Raw genomic sequence first — 12,558 nt, 5'->3', positions numbered from 1 at the left:
CTCTGAAAGCGTTGTCTTTGAAGCATCTGCCGCTCTCAGTGCACTGTCAGCGGCGTCGAGGTCAGGGGCTGACAGCGTTGTGACAGTCGAACTCTTCACGCGGCAGCTCCCGACTCGCCGACGAAGGCCACAAGGTCGACGAGCCGGTGCCGCCGGCCGCCGCGCGCCGTCGCCCACACCGCCTCGGCAGGGGACAGGTCGGCTGCTGTGGCCCAGTCGCGGGCGCTGGTGGCAACCGGTACACGTGGGCGTTTCGGCGAACAGGTGCCGCAGGTTGCGCTCACGGGCGGCGGAGTGCAGCCAGAACAACACCGGCCACACGCGCCCGAGCGTGCCGAACAGCTCGCGATAGCCGGCCAGTTTGCCGACGAGCGTCGACAGCGGCTCGGTGCCGGTGTCGAACTCCAGGAACAGCGGCACCGCGACGTCGTTCTCGACCCAGACGCCGTGCCCGTCGGGCCGAACGCGCGGCTGGTAGGCGTGCACCAGCACAGGGTCGTCGGGCTCGGTGAACGCCTTGATGCGGGTGCAAGCCGCTTCGGGCAACCACTGCCGCAGTTCAGTATTGGGCCGGGTGCGGGCGTGCCCGGCGAGGTCGATGAAGAACTGGTTCACGCCGAGGCGGTGGGTCAGGGTGCGGCTGGAAGTCCAGCGGCGCCGCTCGACCTGGGCGTGATCGCGGCGCGGTGGCCGCTCGTCCCGGTCGGCGGCGATGACCTCCGCGCCGAGCTGGTCGATGACATAGCGGTACGGGTACGAGCCACCCTCGGCACGCTGCGGCCGGAACCGGTTGACCAGCCGCAGCCGGTGCAGCGTCCGGAGTCGACGCTGGCAGAAGTCGAGGGAGGGGAAGAGCGCGTGCGCGATCTGGAACGTGGTCAGGACACCGTGGTCGTACAGCCAGCCGAGCAGCACCCGGTCCCGCTGGGTGAGCTGTGACTGCACGCGAAGCACCGGATCGTCAGGCATAGGCCACCCCAGGGAGACCCGAGACAACGGGTCTGTCGGAGGACGAGCGACAGACAGCGAAAGCCGCAGCGACCTGCGCTGTGAGCGGCGGTTGGGGGTCAGTCCCGGGGTCCGGTTCAAGGACGACCCCGACGCTGACATCAAGACGGACGTGGGAACGGACAGCAAGACGAGTTGCTGGAACAACGGAACTCCTTGTGGTGGAACGGAATGAGGGCAGGGCAGACCGGCCGTTTGCACCAGCGGCGCGAACGGTGGTTGGCAGTGCGGGCGGGAGAGGAGGGCTCGGCTGCGGTCAGCCCAGCGGAAGCAGATCCTTCATCGCAGCCCTCCTGGTGTCGGTGCGGAACCCGGTCGAACGGCTCGTGGGCACGGGCCCACGCACGAGAACGAGCGCCCACGCGGAGCGCTCACCCAACGACCTGTGTGGCCCGGTAAGCGAGACGCCGCGCGGGGAACGTGCCTCCAGAACGCATCGACGGATCAGCGGTGTCAAGCGCTTCTGGCGCAACACTTTTCTGCGCTGGCGACGGTCTGACGAGAGGTGTGCTCGTACTGCGCTGTACGGCGTCGAACGGCGCTGAACGGACTCAAACTGCGCTGTACGTCCAAGATCTGAAAGTGTGCCAATTCTGGGGACTTGGCTGGCGAGCCCGCGAGGCTAGCGACTCGATATAAGTACGGCTTATACTACGACGGTGTGGGAAGTCAGGCTTCATCCAGAGGTCGAGGCATGGTTCCTGGAGCTGTGTGAGGCCGACGCGGTCACCGCTGACCTCGTCGCCGAAGCCATCGACGTGCTCGCCGAGCAAGGCCCAGCGCTCGGCCGGCCGTTGGTCGACCGGCTCAAGGGCAGCATCTACCACAACATGAAAGAGCTCCGGCCCGGCTCGACCGGCACTACCGAGGTGCGGATGATCTTCGCGTTCGATCCCGCACGCGAGGCCATCTTCCTCGTCGCAGGCGACAAGTCGGGCCGATGGCAAACTTGGTACAGCAAGGCGATCCCGCTGGCAGACGAGCGATTCACCGAGCACCTGGCAGCGCTGAAAGAGGAGAACGGGTCATGACCGAAGCCGCGAACTGGCGCGACGTCAAGGCGAAGGCCCGAGCCGCCGACCCGACCTGGGACAGCGCCGAGCGGGTCGCCCGCCGTCGCGCGATGCGGGAGCAGATGCTCGCCTCGGTCAGTGGCGCGCAGTTGGCCGAGATCCGCCAGCAGCTCGGTTTGACGCAGGTGCAACTCGCCGAGGCGGCCGGCCTGACGCAGGCGCGAATCAGCCAGATCGAGAACGGCGACGCCGTGAGCCTGGAGTCGCTGCGAGCGTACGTGACCGGGCTGGGCGGCCACCTCGACATCGTCGCCCGCATCGGCAACATCCAACTCCACGTCGCTTGACGGCCGCCCACTGTACGCGCGAATCGCACAGACCAAGACAAAGGTTATCTTTGGTTAATAGGTCTGAGCGGTACCCATCTAGGTTGCCATCTACTTGTCCCGCATCCGCTCGTGCCATGGTGCTTGCATTAAATAGTTACGATTGTTGATTGTATGGCGGTGATGGATCGTGTACTGCGACGGTCAAGCAGGGTTCGCGCCATTCGCGTCGCCATTGTGCGCGGCTTCGCTTCGTGAGTGTCCGCCGTCCACTGTCGCGTCAAGCCAGGCGAACGCCCCTCGAACGGCCAACTCGTCGGTGCCAAGAATCTGGAGACTGACTCGAATCAGCGTATATAGCTGATCTACCCACGAGCCCGCCAATTCAACGTTTCCGCCAGCGTTGAGCGAAAGGCTGGGGATCAGGTGACCTCCGTGAAGTACGTTTAGGCACCGCTCCATCGCATGAGTTTCAACTGACCACCATTCGGAGTGAGCGACTCCGCTCGCCAGTGAGTACGCCTGGCGATACAGGTCAAGGAGGCCGCACTCCTCTGCCATGGAGCGAATCGACTTTCCTTCGGCGAAGGAATCGCGAGTATCGACTACTCTGTAGTCAAGGACTTCGTCATTGTGGCTCAGTTTATCAAGATCCTTTATGGCTGCCTTGAAGTCGGGTCGTTGTGCTTCTTCAGGTATCTCTTCCATGATTCGTGCATATAGCTTCGCCTTGCCGGCTCCGTATTCCTGAAAGGCGCGGTAAATGGATGTGTCTTGACGCGCCATCCATTGGATGTAGATACGGACTTCCACGAGGGTGCGGATGATGTGTGCGCCATGCTCCATGCACCAAAAATCTGGAGCTCCAAGTGCCGTGATGACATCCCGTCCAGCACGGGTCACTAGCCCCGAATGAACCTCCTGTCGTTCGCGGTCATAGAGGCTGGCAGGTGCCGATTCTAGCGCTTCGATGTAGCTGGCAAGCAGGTCCATCGCAAGTTGGTGAAGATGCTCGCCACCGTCCGGACCGGAGGCTTCTTCAGGTTCCCTGCCGGCAACCGCACCTTCTGGTGGGGGAGCGGCTTCCGTCAGCCCGTTCAGGTTGGCTGCTTCGACTTCTGATTCGTCCAAATCCTTGTCGCGACGCCGCATGCAACGCGAAGTTGTGGAGTTCGTATCCCAAAACATTTTTGCCCACTCGATGGAATCTGCGTAGTGGCTCTCGTTCTCTTGGAGCAGCATCGCTCGGTGTGCACCCCACATCGCCCGCACGGCCGAGTCGGCCAGGCCACGTGTCCTTCGGTCGTTCGGATATGCCTTCAGTAGATCTATCGTTTCGGCGGTTGTGCTCAAGGTGCCTGCCTGGACGGAAATCCAAATGAAAAGGCACTTGATTACAGCTTCGCGATGTCCATCGCTAAGGGCGTCGATGAGCGCCTTCGAGAGAAGTTCAATCGATTCTTGATCCATGGGCGAAGGCTCGTCATCCACTAACCATTCGGCGGGGCGAACTGGGTAGGAGGCCAGGACAGTTCCGACTGACCGTGGGAGTAGTCCGAATTGCCGCGCCCTTGTTTTGACTACGTCCTTACCTTCGGGAATTCGATGAGCAAGCCGGCCGAGGCCTGTGAGACGGCCGTCGAGACACTCAGCAATGAACCGTTGCTCAGCTTGCCCTGCAAGGTCTGCCTGTACTGCCTTCTGCCAGCGAACGAATCTGATGGCTTCCGAAGTCCCAAGCTTTGATAGGGCCAAGACTGGCCAAAGGAGGTCTGGCAGATCATGTCGCACCCAGTCTCCAACCTGCAGGATGCCAGTAGCAGCCAGCGGGGTTCGATAGGTTCTGCCCCTCCTGACATGGCCAGCTAGGGGTCCGGAATGCTGATTTGGGCGCGGGAATGGCATGTGGCCACTGTACGGGCCAGAGTGCGAGGCTTCATTCCTTTATCGGGACGCAGGCTAGGCAGGTGGTTGGCGCACGCTTTCTTGTATGGTTGGAACTCCACGGCTCCTGCCCAGCACGGCTGAGTACGAGGACGGTTCCGGTCCCCGCTGGTGTCCCGCTCTCCCGAAGGTCGAAGGCATGTGGGGAGCACCGGCGGTGCGCCTCGCGAAGTAGCGCAGTCTGGGCGCCAGTGGCGACTTGACTCTGTGGCGAAGGCACGTGTTGATCGACGTCCATGCGTCCCAGCCGCCGCGAGGAGCGAGTCGCCATGCCGCCGCCCGAAGCAGACCCGCCCGCCACCCAAGCCGAGCAAGCCTTCGGAGAGCTACTCGCCCACCACAGGCGCCAAATCGGCCTGTCCCAGCAGGAGTTGGCGGCGAGAATCTGCATCGAGTCAGGCCGCCCGACCGTCACCCGCCACGAGGTCTCCCGCTACGAGCGAGGACGGCGACTCCCGACATGGGCGCTGCTGACAGCCATCGCCAGCTCCCTCAACGTCCCCGCAGACGAGGTGCGCCACGCGGCGGCCAAGGAACGCCAGCGTCGCCGAGGCGCACGGTGAACCCGACGCCCGCAACCCACCGAGCAACCCGTCCGTCGTGGACCTGCGCGGCCGACGGGCTGCCGTGGCCGTGCCCAGAGGCGCGACGAGCGCTACGCGAGGCGTACGCCGAAGATCCGGGCCAACTGCGGCAACACATGGCGCACCTGATACTCGCCGCCTAACGAGACGTTGCCAAGGTCGACCGCGCGGCGCTGTACCGCCAGTTTCTCGCCTGGACGCGCCACCACGGGCAGCGCTGCGCAGTGTGCGGCAGCCCGCGTCACGCGGTTATCCCCGGTGTGCCACCACGACTCGTGCCCTGCGACGAACTGCACCGGCGACGTCCAAGGCGAGAATGAAGCCGTGCTCGTTCTCCGCGCCACCGCCAAGCTGCTCCAACGCATCGGCCCCGCCACCCTTCACTACGACGACCGTCCGACGACGCTGCTGGGGGAGTGGTACGCCACCGCCCTGCCCTGGCGCCCGCAAACGGCGCTCCTGGTGAACGAGACCACGCTCCTGCCGGTCCTGATGCCCCTCGCGTCGGCGGCTACCTTGACGAAGCGGATCCCCGACCAGATCGCCGCCACCCTGACCGCGCATGACGTGCCGACCGCCGTCATCGACGACGAGCTGGAAAGCATGCAGGATGTCCGCGTCGGCAAGACCGCCAACCGCAGCGTCGTCGGCATCATGACCGACTTCAGCTATCTCGCCGGCGTCTACCGCGAGAACCAGCCCGATCTCCTGGCCCTCACGCTGCGTCTCGCCCGGACGCCCTGTAGCCCACTGCGCCGAACGCACGGAAGCCCCGACCGGGCGCTCCGCGCCCTGGTCACCGCCGGGTGAGCACCCACCGAGCACCCAGTCGCCGACCCCGGACATGAAACAAGGCCCCGACCGGGAGAACTCCCAGCTCAGGGCCTTGAGGAAACGTACGCCGCGTAGGACTTGAACCTACAACCCGCAGATTAAGAGTCTGCTGCTCTGCCAGTTGAGCTAGCGGCGCTGGCCGAACGGAGGTAACCCTAGCACGCACCCAGAGGCGCGCAAAAACGAGATACCCCCGTCCAGGGCGTGGCCTGGGTTACTCCTCGTCGTCCTCCCAGAAGAAGTCCGTCTCGGCGGTCTGGGCCGGGTCGTCGGCGAGCAGGTCCGAGTCCGGCGCGGCGAGCTCGTCCAGCTCGTCGTCCGACTGGTCCCAGGTCACACGCGAATTGGGCATCTCGGCTGTCATGGCACACCCCCGTGGGTACCGTGCGTGCTTCGGAACAACTGGCGACGCGCGAGCTACCCCGCGCCCGGCGTCCTAACCGCGAACCGGCCACGTCGACGCGCGCAGCACGAGGGTGGTCGGCATGAGGAGCTCTTCGGGGGTCCAGTCGCCGGCGGTCATGGCGCGGCGGAGCATGCCCGCGGCCAGTACGCCCTGCTCGAAGACGCGCTGGCGGACGGTCGTCAGGTCGAGCAGCGCGCTCAGTTCGTGGTCGTCGAAGCCGATGACCGATACGTGGCGGCCGGTGCGGCGCAAGGCGCTGAGGGCGCCGAAGGCGAGCTCGTCGGACTCGGTGAAGACCGCGGTCGGCGGGTCGGGCAGGGTGAGCAGGCGACGCATGGCCTGTTCGCCGCCGTCCATGCCGTGCGGTACCGACATCACGAGGCTCTCGTCGATCGGGATTCCGGCGCCGGTCAGGGTCTCGGCGTACGCGCGGCGGCGGGCGTGGGCGACGGGCAGGAACATGCTCTGGTCGTTGTACGTCGAGATCATGCCGATGCGCCGGTGGCCCAGGGCGAGCAGGTGCTGCACCGCCGATGCCGCCGCCGCCACGTCGTCGATGCGCACGCAGCCGGCGCCGGGCACGTCGTGGCCGACGGCGACGATGGGCACGCCCAGGGACAGCAGGTCGGCGATCTCGGCGTCGGTGAACTGCATCGCGACGGTGAGCACGGCGTCGACGCGGCGGCGCAGCGGGAGGGCGCCGAAGAAGCGTTGCCGGGACGGGATGTCGCCGATGTTGTACAGCAGCAGGTCGAGCGAGTGCTCGCGCAGGACGGACTCGGCTCCGGCGACGATCTGGCCGAAGAACCAGCGCGACGCGTACGGCACGATCACGCCGACGGTGTGGGTCCGGCCGCTCGCCAGGCGGGAGGCGATCGGTGAGACGACATACGACAGCGACGCCGCGGCCTGCAGCACGCGGTCGCGCGTCTCGTCGGAGACGTTGGGCAGCCCGCGAAGCGTGCGCGACACCGTCGCGGTCGAGACCCCCGCGAGACGGGCCACGTCTTCCATGCTGACGGGCGGTGGAACGTCAGCCACACGCGGAAGGCTAGGCAACGCGGGGTCGCACGGCAACATGTCCGCCGTGTTGCTAACTCGTTATCGATGAACTCGCGCGTAGGGCTCGACAAACAGACCTTGCAAACGCTTACATCCGAGGAACACAAGGCACACCCCAGCACACCGGGTACGCGGGCGAAGGTGTTCGCCCAAGGACCAGGTATAGCCAAAGGAGGCTAACCATGGCCGTCCTCTCGAGGCGGCGTCGGGCGATCACGCTCGCCGGTGTGGCCGCGTTGGCCCTTGCCGCATCCGCCTGCGGCAGTTCCAACGACTCCGGCTCCAGCAACGCCGACAAGCCCGAGTGCCAGCCGTACTCCCAGTACCGAGTCGACAAGACGAAGCACGTTTCGATCTACGCGACGATCCGCGACACCGAGGCCGACAAGCTCGAGCAGTCGTGGAAGCAGTTCGAGGACTGCACCAATATCAAGATCGACTACGAGGGCTCCGGCGAGTTCGAGACCCAGATCAAGGTCCGCGCCGACGGTGGCCAGCCGCCGGACATCGCGGTCTTCCCGCAGCCGGGTCTGCTCGCCACGTTCGCCAAGAGCGGCCAGCTCAAGCAGCTCCCCGCGCCGGTGCAGGCCAACCTCGACAAGAACTGGTCGAAGGACTGGGCCAACTACGCGACCGTCGACGGCAAGGTCTACGGCGTGCCGCTGGGTGCCAACGTCAAGTCCCTGGTGTGGTACTCGCCCGGCCTGTTCAAGGAGAAGGGCTACGAGGTCCCCAAGACGTGGGACGAGATGATCGCCCTGTCCGACAAGATCGCGGCGAGCGGCATCCAGGCGTGGTGCGCCGGCATCGAGTCCGGTGACGCGACCGGCTGGCCGGCGACGGACTGGATCGAGGACATCGTCCTGCGCGACCAGGGTCCGGACGTCTACGACCAGTGGGTCAACCACAAGATCCCGTTCAACGACCCGAAGATCTTCTCGGCCGCCGAGCGCGCCGCGACGATCCTCAAGAACCCGAAGTACGTCGGCAACCCCAAGACGATCGTGACCACCTCGTTCCAGGAGGGTGGCCTGCCGGTCAAGGACAAGAAGTGCGGCATGCACCGTCAGGCCAACTTCTACTCCAACCAGTGGCCGAAGGGCACCAACGTGGGCCCGGACGGCGACGTCTACGCCTTCTACTTCCCGCCGGTGGACCCGTCCAAGGGCAAGCCGGTCCTGGTCGGTGGCGAGTTCGTGTCGGCGTTCTCGGACCGCGAGGAGGTCGTCAAGGTGCAGACCTACCTCTCCTCGGGTGAGTGGGCCAACAGCAAGGCCAAGCTCGGCGACTGGATCTCGGCCAACAAGAGCCTCGACGTCAGCGCCGTGACCGGCACGATCGACAAGCTCTCGGTGCAGATCCTGCAGGACCCCGCCACCGTGGCGCGGTTCGACGGCTCGGACCAGATGCCCGCGCAGGTCGGCTCGAAGTCCTTCTGGACCGGCATGACCGACTGGATCAACGGCACCAAGGACACCAAGCAGACGCTGGACTACATCGAAAGCACCTGGCCGAAATAACCTGAACTGAGGTCCGGGTCCGGCGCCAAGCACCACGGCGCCGGACCCGGCTGGTCGGAGGACACCCCATGGATTACGACTTCTCCGAGGACGTCGCCAAGATCTGGCCGGCGCTCATGTTCATGGCCGGGTTCATCGTGGTCGTCGGCGCGCTGCTGTTCGTGCTCGACATCCTGCCCCGGTGGGGGAGGGGCAAGGAACGGCTCCAGATGGCCGGCTTCCTGGGCCCGGCGCTGGTCCTGCTCGGCGTCGGCCTGGTGTACCCGCTGATTCGCACCGTGTACCTCTCGTTCTACGACGCGGGTGGCGACGCCTTCATCGGCTTCGACAACTACACCTGGATCTTCACCAACGAAGACACCCTGACGATGCTGCGCAACACCCTGCTGTGGGTGGTCTGCGTCCCGCTCTTCGCCACCGGGTTCGGCCTGCTCTACGCGGTGCTGGTGGACAAGGCCCGCGGCGAGGGCATCGCCAAGTCGCTGATCTTCATGCCGATGGCCATCTCGCTCGTCGGCGCGTCGATCATCTGGAAGTTCATCTACGCCTACCGTGACCCGGGCGTGGAGCAGATCGGCCTGCTCAACCAGATCCTGGTCTGGTTCGGCGGCAAGCCCCAGCAGTTCCTGAGCAACGCACCCGGCAACACCTTCTACATGATCGTGATCCTGATCTGGATCCAGGCCGGGTTCGCGATGGTCATCCTCTCCGCCGCGATCAAGGCCATCCCGGCCGAGATCGTCGAGGCGGCCCGGCTCGACGGGGCCAACCCGTGGCAGATGTTCTGGCGCGTGACCATGCCCAGCATCCGCCCCGCCGTCGTCGTCGTGGTCGTGACCATCACGATCGCCACCCTGAAGGTCTTCGACATCGTCCGGACCATGACCGGTGGCCAGTTCAAGAGCAGCGTGCTCGCCGTGGAGATGTACAACCAGGCCTTCCGCTCCTACGACGACGGCAAGGGCTCGGCCCTCGCGGTCCTGCTGTTCCTGCTGGTCGTGCCGATCGTCATCTACCAGGCCCGGCAACTGCGGCACCGAACGGAGATCCGATGAGCAGCACTGACGCCGTCAGCACCGACGCTGCTGACGTCCCCGAGGCCAGCCCGCTCTACCGCCCCGAGGGCGAGTCGATGGCCAGCCGGGTGCGCCGCAAGCTCACGTCCCGGGCCGCCAGCGTCGTGTCGATCATCATCGCGCTGCTGTGGACCATCCCGACCTTCGGTCTGTTCGTCTCGTCGCTGCGGCCCGAGAACGACATCAAGACCACGGGCTGGTGGACGTTCTTCAGCCACCCCAGCGTGACCCTGGACAACTACAACGAGGTCGTCTTCGGCACCTCGGCCTCCTCGGGCCGGCTGGCCAGCTACTTCGTCAACTCGCTGGTCATCACCGTGCCGGCGGTACTGTTCTCGGTCACCATGGCGGCGATGGCGGCCTACGCGCTGTCGTGGCTGAACTTCCGCGGCCGCGACTGGATCTTCATCGGCGTGTTCGCGCTGCAGATCGTGCCGCTGCAGATGGCCCTGATCCCGATGCTCCAGCTGGTCAAGGGGTACACCGAGTGGGGCGGCGGCTTCTTCGCCGTGTGGTTCGCCCACACCTGCTTCGGTCTGCCGCTGGGCGTGTTCCTGCTGCACAACTTCATGTCCGAGCTGCCCAAGGACCTCTTCGAGGCCGCGCGGGTGGACGGCGCCGGCCCGGCGATGACGTTCCGGCGGATCGTCCTTCCGCTGGTCACGCCGGCCCTGGCCTCCCTGACGATCTTCCAGTTCCTGTGGATCTGGAATGATCTGCTGGTGGCGCTGGTGTTCACCTCGGGTCAGGGCAACCGCCCGCTGACCGCCCGGCTCGCCGAGCTGGCCGGCACCCGGGGCAACGACTGGCAGCGGCTGACCTCCGGCGCGTTCGTGTCGATGATCATCCCGCTGGTCGTGTTCCTGTCGCTGCAACGCTATTTCGTACGCGGCCTGCTGGCCGGTGGAGTCAAGGGGTGAGTTCGCTGCTGTGGTGGCGTGATGCCGTGATCTATCAGGTCTACCCGCGCTCGTTCGCCGACGCGGACGGCGACGGGATGGGTGACCTGCGCGGCATCACGTCGCGCCTCGACCACCTGGTCGAGCTGGGCGTCGACGCCCTCTGGATGTCGCCGTTCTACCCGTCTCCGCAGCACGACGCGGGCTACGACGTCGCGGACTACCGCGACGTCGACCCGCGCTTCGGCACCCTCGCCGACTTCGACGCGCTCGTGGCCGCCGCCAAGGAGCGTGGCCTGCGCGTCGTCGTCGACCTGGTGCCCAACCACACCTCCAGCGACCACGCGTGGTTCAAGGAGGCGCTGGCCGCGGGCCCGGGCAGCCCCGCCCGCGACCGGTACCACTTCCGCAAGGGCCAGGGCGTCGACGGCGAGCTGCCGCCGAACGGCTGGCAGAGCGTCTTCGGCGGCCCGGCCTGGACCCGGGTGCCGGACGGCGAGTGGTATCTGCACCTGTTCGACACGAGCCAGCCCGACCTGAACTGGGACCTGCCCGAGGTGCGGAGCATGTTCGAGGACGTGCTGCGCTTCTGGCTCGACCGCGGCGTCGACGGCTTCCGCGTCGACGTGGCGCACGGCCTGGTCAAGGAGAGCGGCCTGCCCGACTGGACCGAGGCCCAGGTGCCGATCACCTCGCCCGGGGCCGAGCACCGCACGCCGCCGATGTGGGACCAGGACGGGGTGCACGAGGTGTACCGCGCGTGGCGGCGCATCCTCGACAGCTACCCCGGCGACCGCATGATGGTCGGCGAGGCCTGGGTCGCGCCGGCGGAGCGGCTCGCGCGCTACGTCCGCCCTGACGAGATGCACCAGGCGTTCAACTTCGACTACCTGATGGCGCCGTGGACGGCCGCGAACCAGCGCAAGGCGATCGAGTCCAGCCTCGCCGGGGTCGAGCCGGTCGGCGCGATCTGCACCTGGGTGCTGTCCAACCACGACGTGGTGCGCCACGCGAGCCGGCTCGGCTTCGAGCCCGGGCACTCGACCCAGGGCGGCATCGGCATCGGCGACCCCCAGCCCGACGAGGCCCTCGGCCTGCGCCGCGCCCGGGCCGCCACCATGCTCATGCTCTCGCTGCCGGGCTCGGCGTACGTGTACCAGGGCGAGGAGCTCGGCCTCCCGGAGCACACCACCCTGCCGGACGAGATGCGGCAGGACCCGACCTGGTTCCGCTCCCGGCACGAGGTCCGCGGCCGCGACGGCTGCCGGGTGCCGATCCCGTGGGTGGCGGACGCGCCGGCGTACGGCTTCGGCCCGAGCGGCGACTCCTGGCTGCCGCAGCCGCCGGACTGGGCCCGCTTCGCCGCCGACCGCGAGCGCGGGGTGCCCGGATCGACGCTGTCGCTCTACACCGAGGCCCTGCGGCTGCGGCGGACCCACGGCCTCGGGCGCGGTACCGTCGCCTGGAACGAGGGGGAGGACACGCTGGACTTCGTCAACGGCGCGGTCCGGGTGATCACGAACTTCGGCCCGGCGCCCGCCCCGCTCCCACCAGGTGAGGTGCTGCTCGCGAGCGGAGACCTGGCCGCCGACGGCAGCCTGCCGCCCGATACCACGGCCTGGCTGCGGGCGTGACAACGGCGGCTACCGTCGAGTCATGAACGCTCTGATCGCGCTGTTCTACAGCTACCTCAGCCCGGCCACCCTGGACGCCGTCGACACCGGGCTGGAGCTCGACCGCCGCCGTCGCAGCTACGGCGGCGGCGGCCTGATCGGCGGCTGCTGCTGCGCCGTGGTCGTGATCGTCGCGATCGTGGTGATCCTGATCGTCCGGCGCCGGCGACGCCCGCAGGCTTAGTTTCGGGCGCCGCCGACCGATGTTCTCGC

At 66.7% G+C, this 12,558-nt stretch carries 13 protein-coding genes, 1 tRNA gene and 1 pseudogene; 9 read left to right on the top strand and 6 right to left on the bottom strand.

Features of this window, described 5'->3' with window-relative positions; translation table 11 throughout:
- Positions 1–95: 95 nt before the first annotated feature.
- Positions 96–969: pseudogene (locus ACQP1P_RS41925) on the bottom strand (replication-relaxation family protein).
- A 698-nt stretch (positions 970–1,667) separates the two neighbouring features.
- On the opposite strand from ACQP1P_RS41925, the gene ACQP1P_RS41920 reads away from it, so the two are divergent.
- The gene (locus ACQP1P_RS41920; RefSeq protein ID WP_433080066.1) at positions 1,668–2,039 is read left to right on the top strand and encodes a type II toxin-antitoxin system RelE/ParE family toxin; all 372 of its coding nucleotides are present in this window, start codon (positions 1,668–1,670) and stop codon (positions 2,037–2,039) included.
- Positions 2,036–2,368 (top strand): helix-turn-helix domain-containing protein, encoded by a 333-nt coding sequence (locus ACQP1P_RS41915; RefSeq protein WP_433080064.1) that lies wholly within the window; start codon positions 2,036–2,038, stop codon positions 2,366–2,368. Before ACQP1P_RS41920 ends, ACQP1P_RS41915 begins: the two co-directional genes overlap by 4 nt.
- A 183-nt stretch (positions 2,369–2,551) precedes the next feature.
- Here ACQP1P_RS41915 and ACQP1P_RS41910 read toward each other — a convergent pair whose 3' ends face one another.
- Positions 2,552–3,817, bottom strand: coding sequence for a DUF5677 domain-containing protein (locus ACQP1P_RS41910; protein WP_433080062.1), 1,266 nt, complete (start codon positions 3,815–3,817; stop codon positions 2,552–2,554).
- Between the two features lie 710 nt (positions 3,818–4,527).
- Between ACQP1P_RS41910 and ACQP1P_RS41905 the strand changes: the two genes are divergently transcribed.
- Positions 4,528–4,854, top strand: coding sequence for a helix-turn-helix domain-containing protein (locus tag ACQP1P_RS41905; RefSeq protein WP_433080060.1), 327 nt, complete (start codon positions 4,528–4,530; stop codon positions 4,852–4,854).
- A 92-nt stretch (positions 4,855–4,946) separates the two neighbouring features.
- On the opposite strand, the gene ACQP1P_RS41900 is transcribed toward ACQP1P_RS41905, so the two are convergent.
- Positions 4,947–5,171, bottom strand: coding sequence for a hypothetical protein (locus ACQP1P_RS41900; RefSeq protein WP_433080058.1), 225 nt, complete (start codon positions 5,169–5,171; stop codon positions 4,947–4,949).
- 28 nt (positions 5,172–5,199) lie between these two features.
- On the opposite strand from ACQP1P_RS41900, the gene ACQP1P_RS41895 reads away from it, so the two are divergent.
- Positions 5,200–5,685 carry a DUF6933 domain-containing protein gene (locus tag ACQP1P_RS41895; RefSeq protein ID WP_433080056.1) on the top strand — a complete coding sequence of 162 codons (486 nt, stop codon included), beginning with the start codon at positions 5,200–5,202 and terminating at the stop codon, positions 5,683–5,685.
- 87 nt (positions 5,686–5,772) lie between these two features.
- Here the strand turns inward: ACQP1P_RS41895 and ACQP1P_RS41890 are convergent.
- The 3 genes from ACQP1P_RS41890 to ACQP1P_RS41880 all read right to left on the bottom strand — a co-directional run bounded on the left by ACQP1P_RS41890 (position 5,773) and on the right by ACQP1P_RS41880 (position 7,156).
- Positions 5,773–5,845 (bottom strand) — tRNA-Lys (locus tag ACQP1P_RS41890).
- 78 nt (positions 5,846–5,923) lie between these two features.
- Positions 5,924–6,061 carry a hypothetical protein gene (locus ACQP1P_RS41885; protein ID WP_433080054.1) on the bottom strand — a complete coding sequence of 46 codons (138 nt, stop codon included), beginning with the start codon at positions 6,059–6,061 and terminating at the stop codon, positions 5,924–5,926.
- An 84-nt stretch (positions 6,062–6,145) separates the two neighbouring features.
- Positions 6,146–7,156 carry a LacI family DNA-binding transcriptional regulator gene (locus tag ACQP1P_RS41880; RefSeq protein WP_433080052.1) on the bottom strand — a complete coding sequence of 337 codons (1,011 nt, stop codon included), beginning with the start codon at positions 7,154–7,156 and terminating at the stop codon, positions 6,146–6,148.
- A gap of 203 nt (positions 7,157–7,359) precedes the next feature.
- Here ACQP1P_RS41880 and ACQP1P_RS41875 point away from each other — a divergent pair, with 203 nt between their 5' ends.
- The 5 genes from ACQP1P_RS41875 to ACQP1P_RS41855 all read left to right on the top strand — a co-directional run bounded on the left by ACQP1P_RS41875 (position 7,360) and on the right by ACQP1P_RS41855 (position 12,529).
- A complete protein-coding gene (locus ACQP1P_RS41875) occupies positions 7,360–8,697 on the top strand; it encodes an ABC transporter substrate-binding protein (protein ID WP_433080050.1) in 1,338 nt (445 codons plus the stop codon).
- A gap of 68 nt (positions 8,698–8,765) precedes the next feature.
- A complete protein-coding gene (locus tag ACQP1P_RS41870) occupies positions 8,766–9,752 on the top strand; it encodes a carbohydrate ABC transporter permease (RefSeq protein WP_433080048.1) in 987 nt (328 codons plus the stop codon).
- Positions 9,753–9,829: 77 nt separating this feature from the next.
- Complete coding sequence (locus ACQP1P_RS41865; protein ID WP_433090337.1) at positions 9,830–10,693, top strand: carbohydrate ABC transporter permease; 864 nt, start codon at positions 9,830–9,832, stop codon at positions 10,691–10,693.
- Between the two features lie 77 nt (positions 10,694–10,770).
- Positions 10,771–12,306, top strand: a complete 1,536-nt coding sequence (locus ACQP1P_RS41860; RefSeq protein ID WP_433090335.1) for a glycoside hydrolase family 13 protein — start codon at positions 10,771–10,773, stop codon at positions 12,304–12,306.
- A gap of 22 nt (positions 12,307–12,328) precedes the next feature.
- Positions 12,329–12,529 carry a hypothetical protein gene (locus tag ACQP1P_RS41855; RefSeq protein WP_433080046.1) on the top strand — a complete coding sequence of 67 codons (201 nt, stop codon included), beginning with the start codon at positions 12,329–12,331 and terminating at the stop codon, positions 12,527–12,529.
- The last annotated feature ends 29 nt before the right edge of the window (positions 12,530–12,558 follow it).

The organism is Dactylosporangium sp. CA-052675, from assembly GCF_050947935.1.
GTDB lineage: Bacteria > Actinomycetota > Actinomycetes > Mycobacteriales > Micromonosporaceae > Dactylosporangium.
This window is presented reverse-complemented; position numbering and strand designations above follow the sequence as displayed.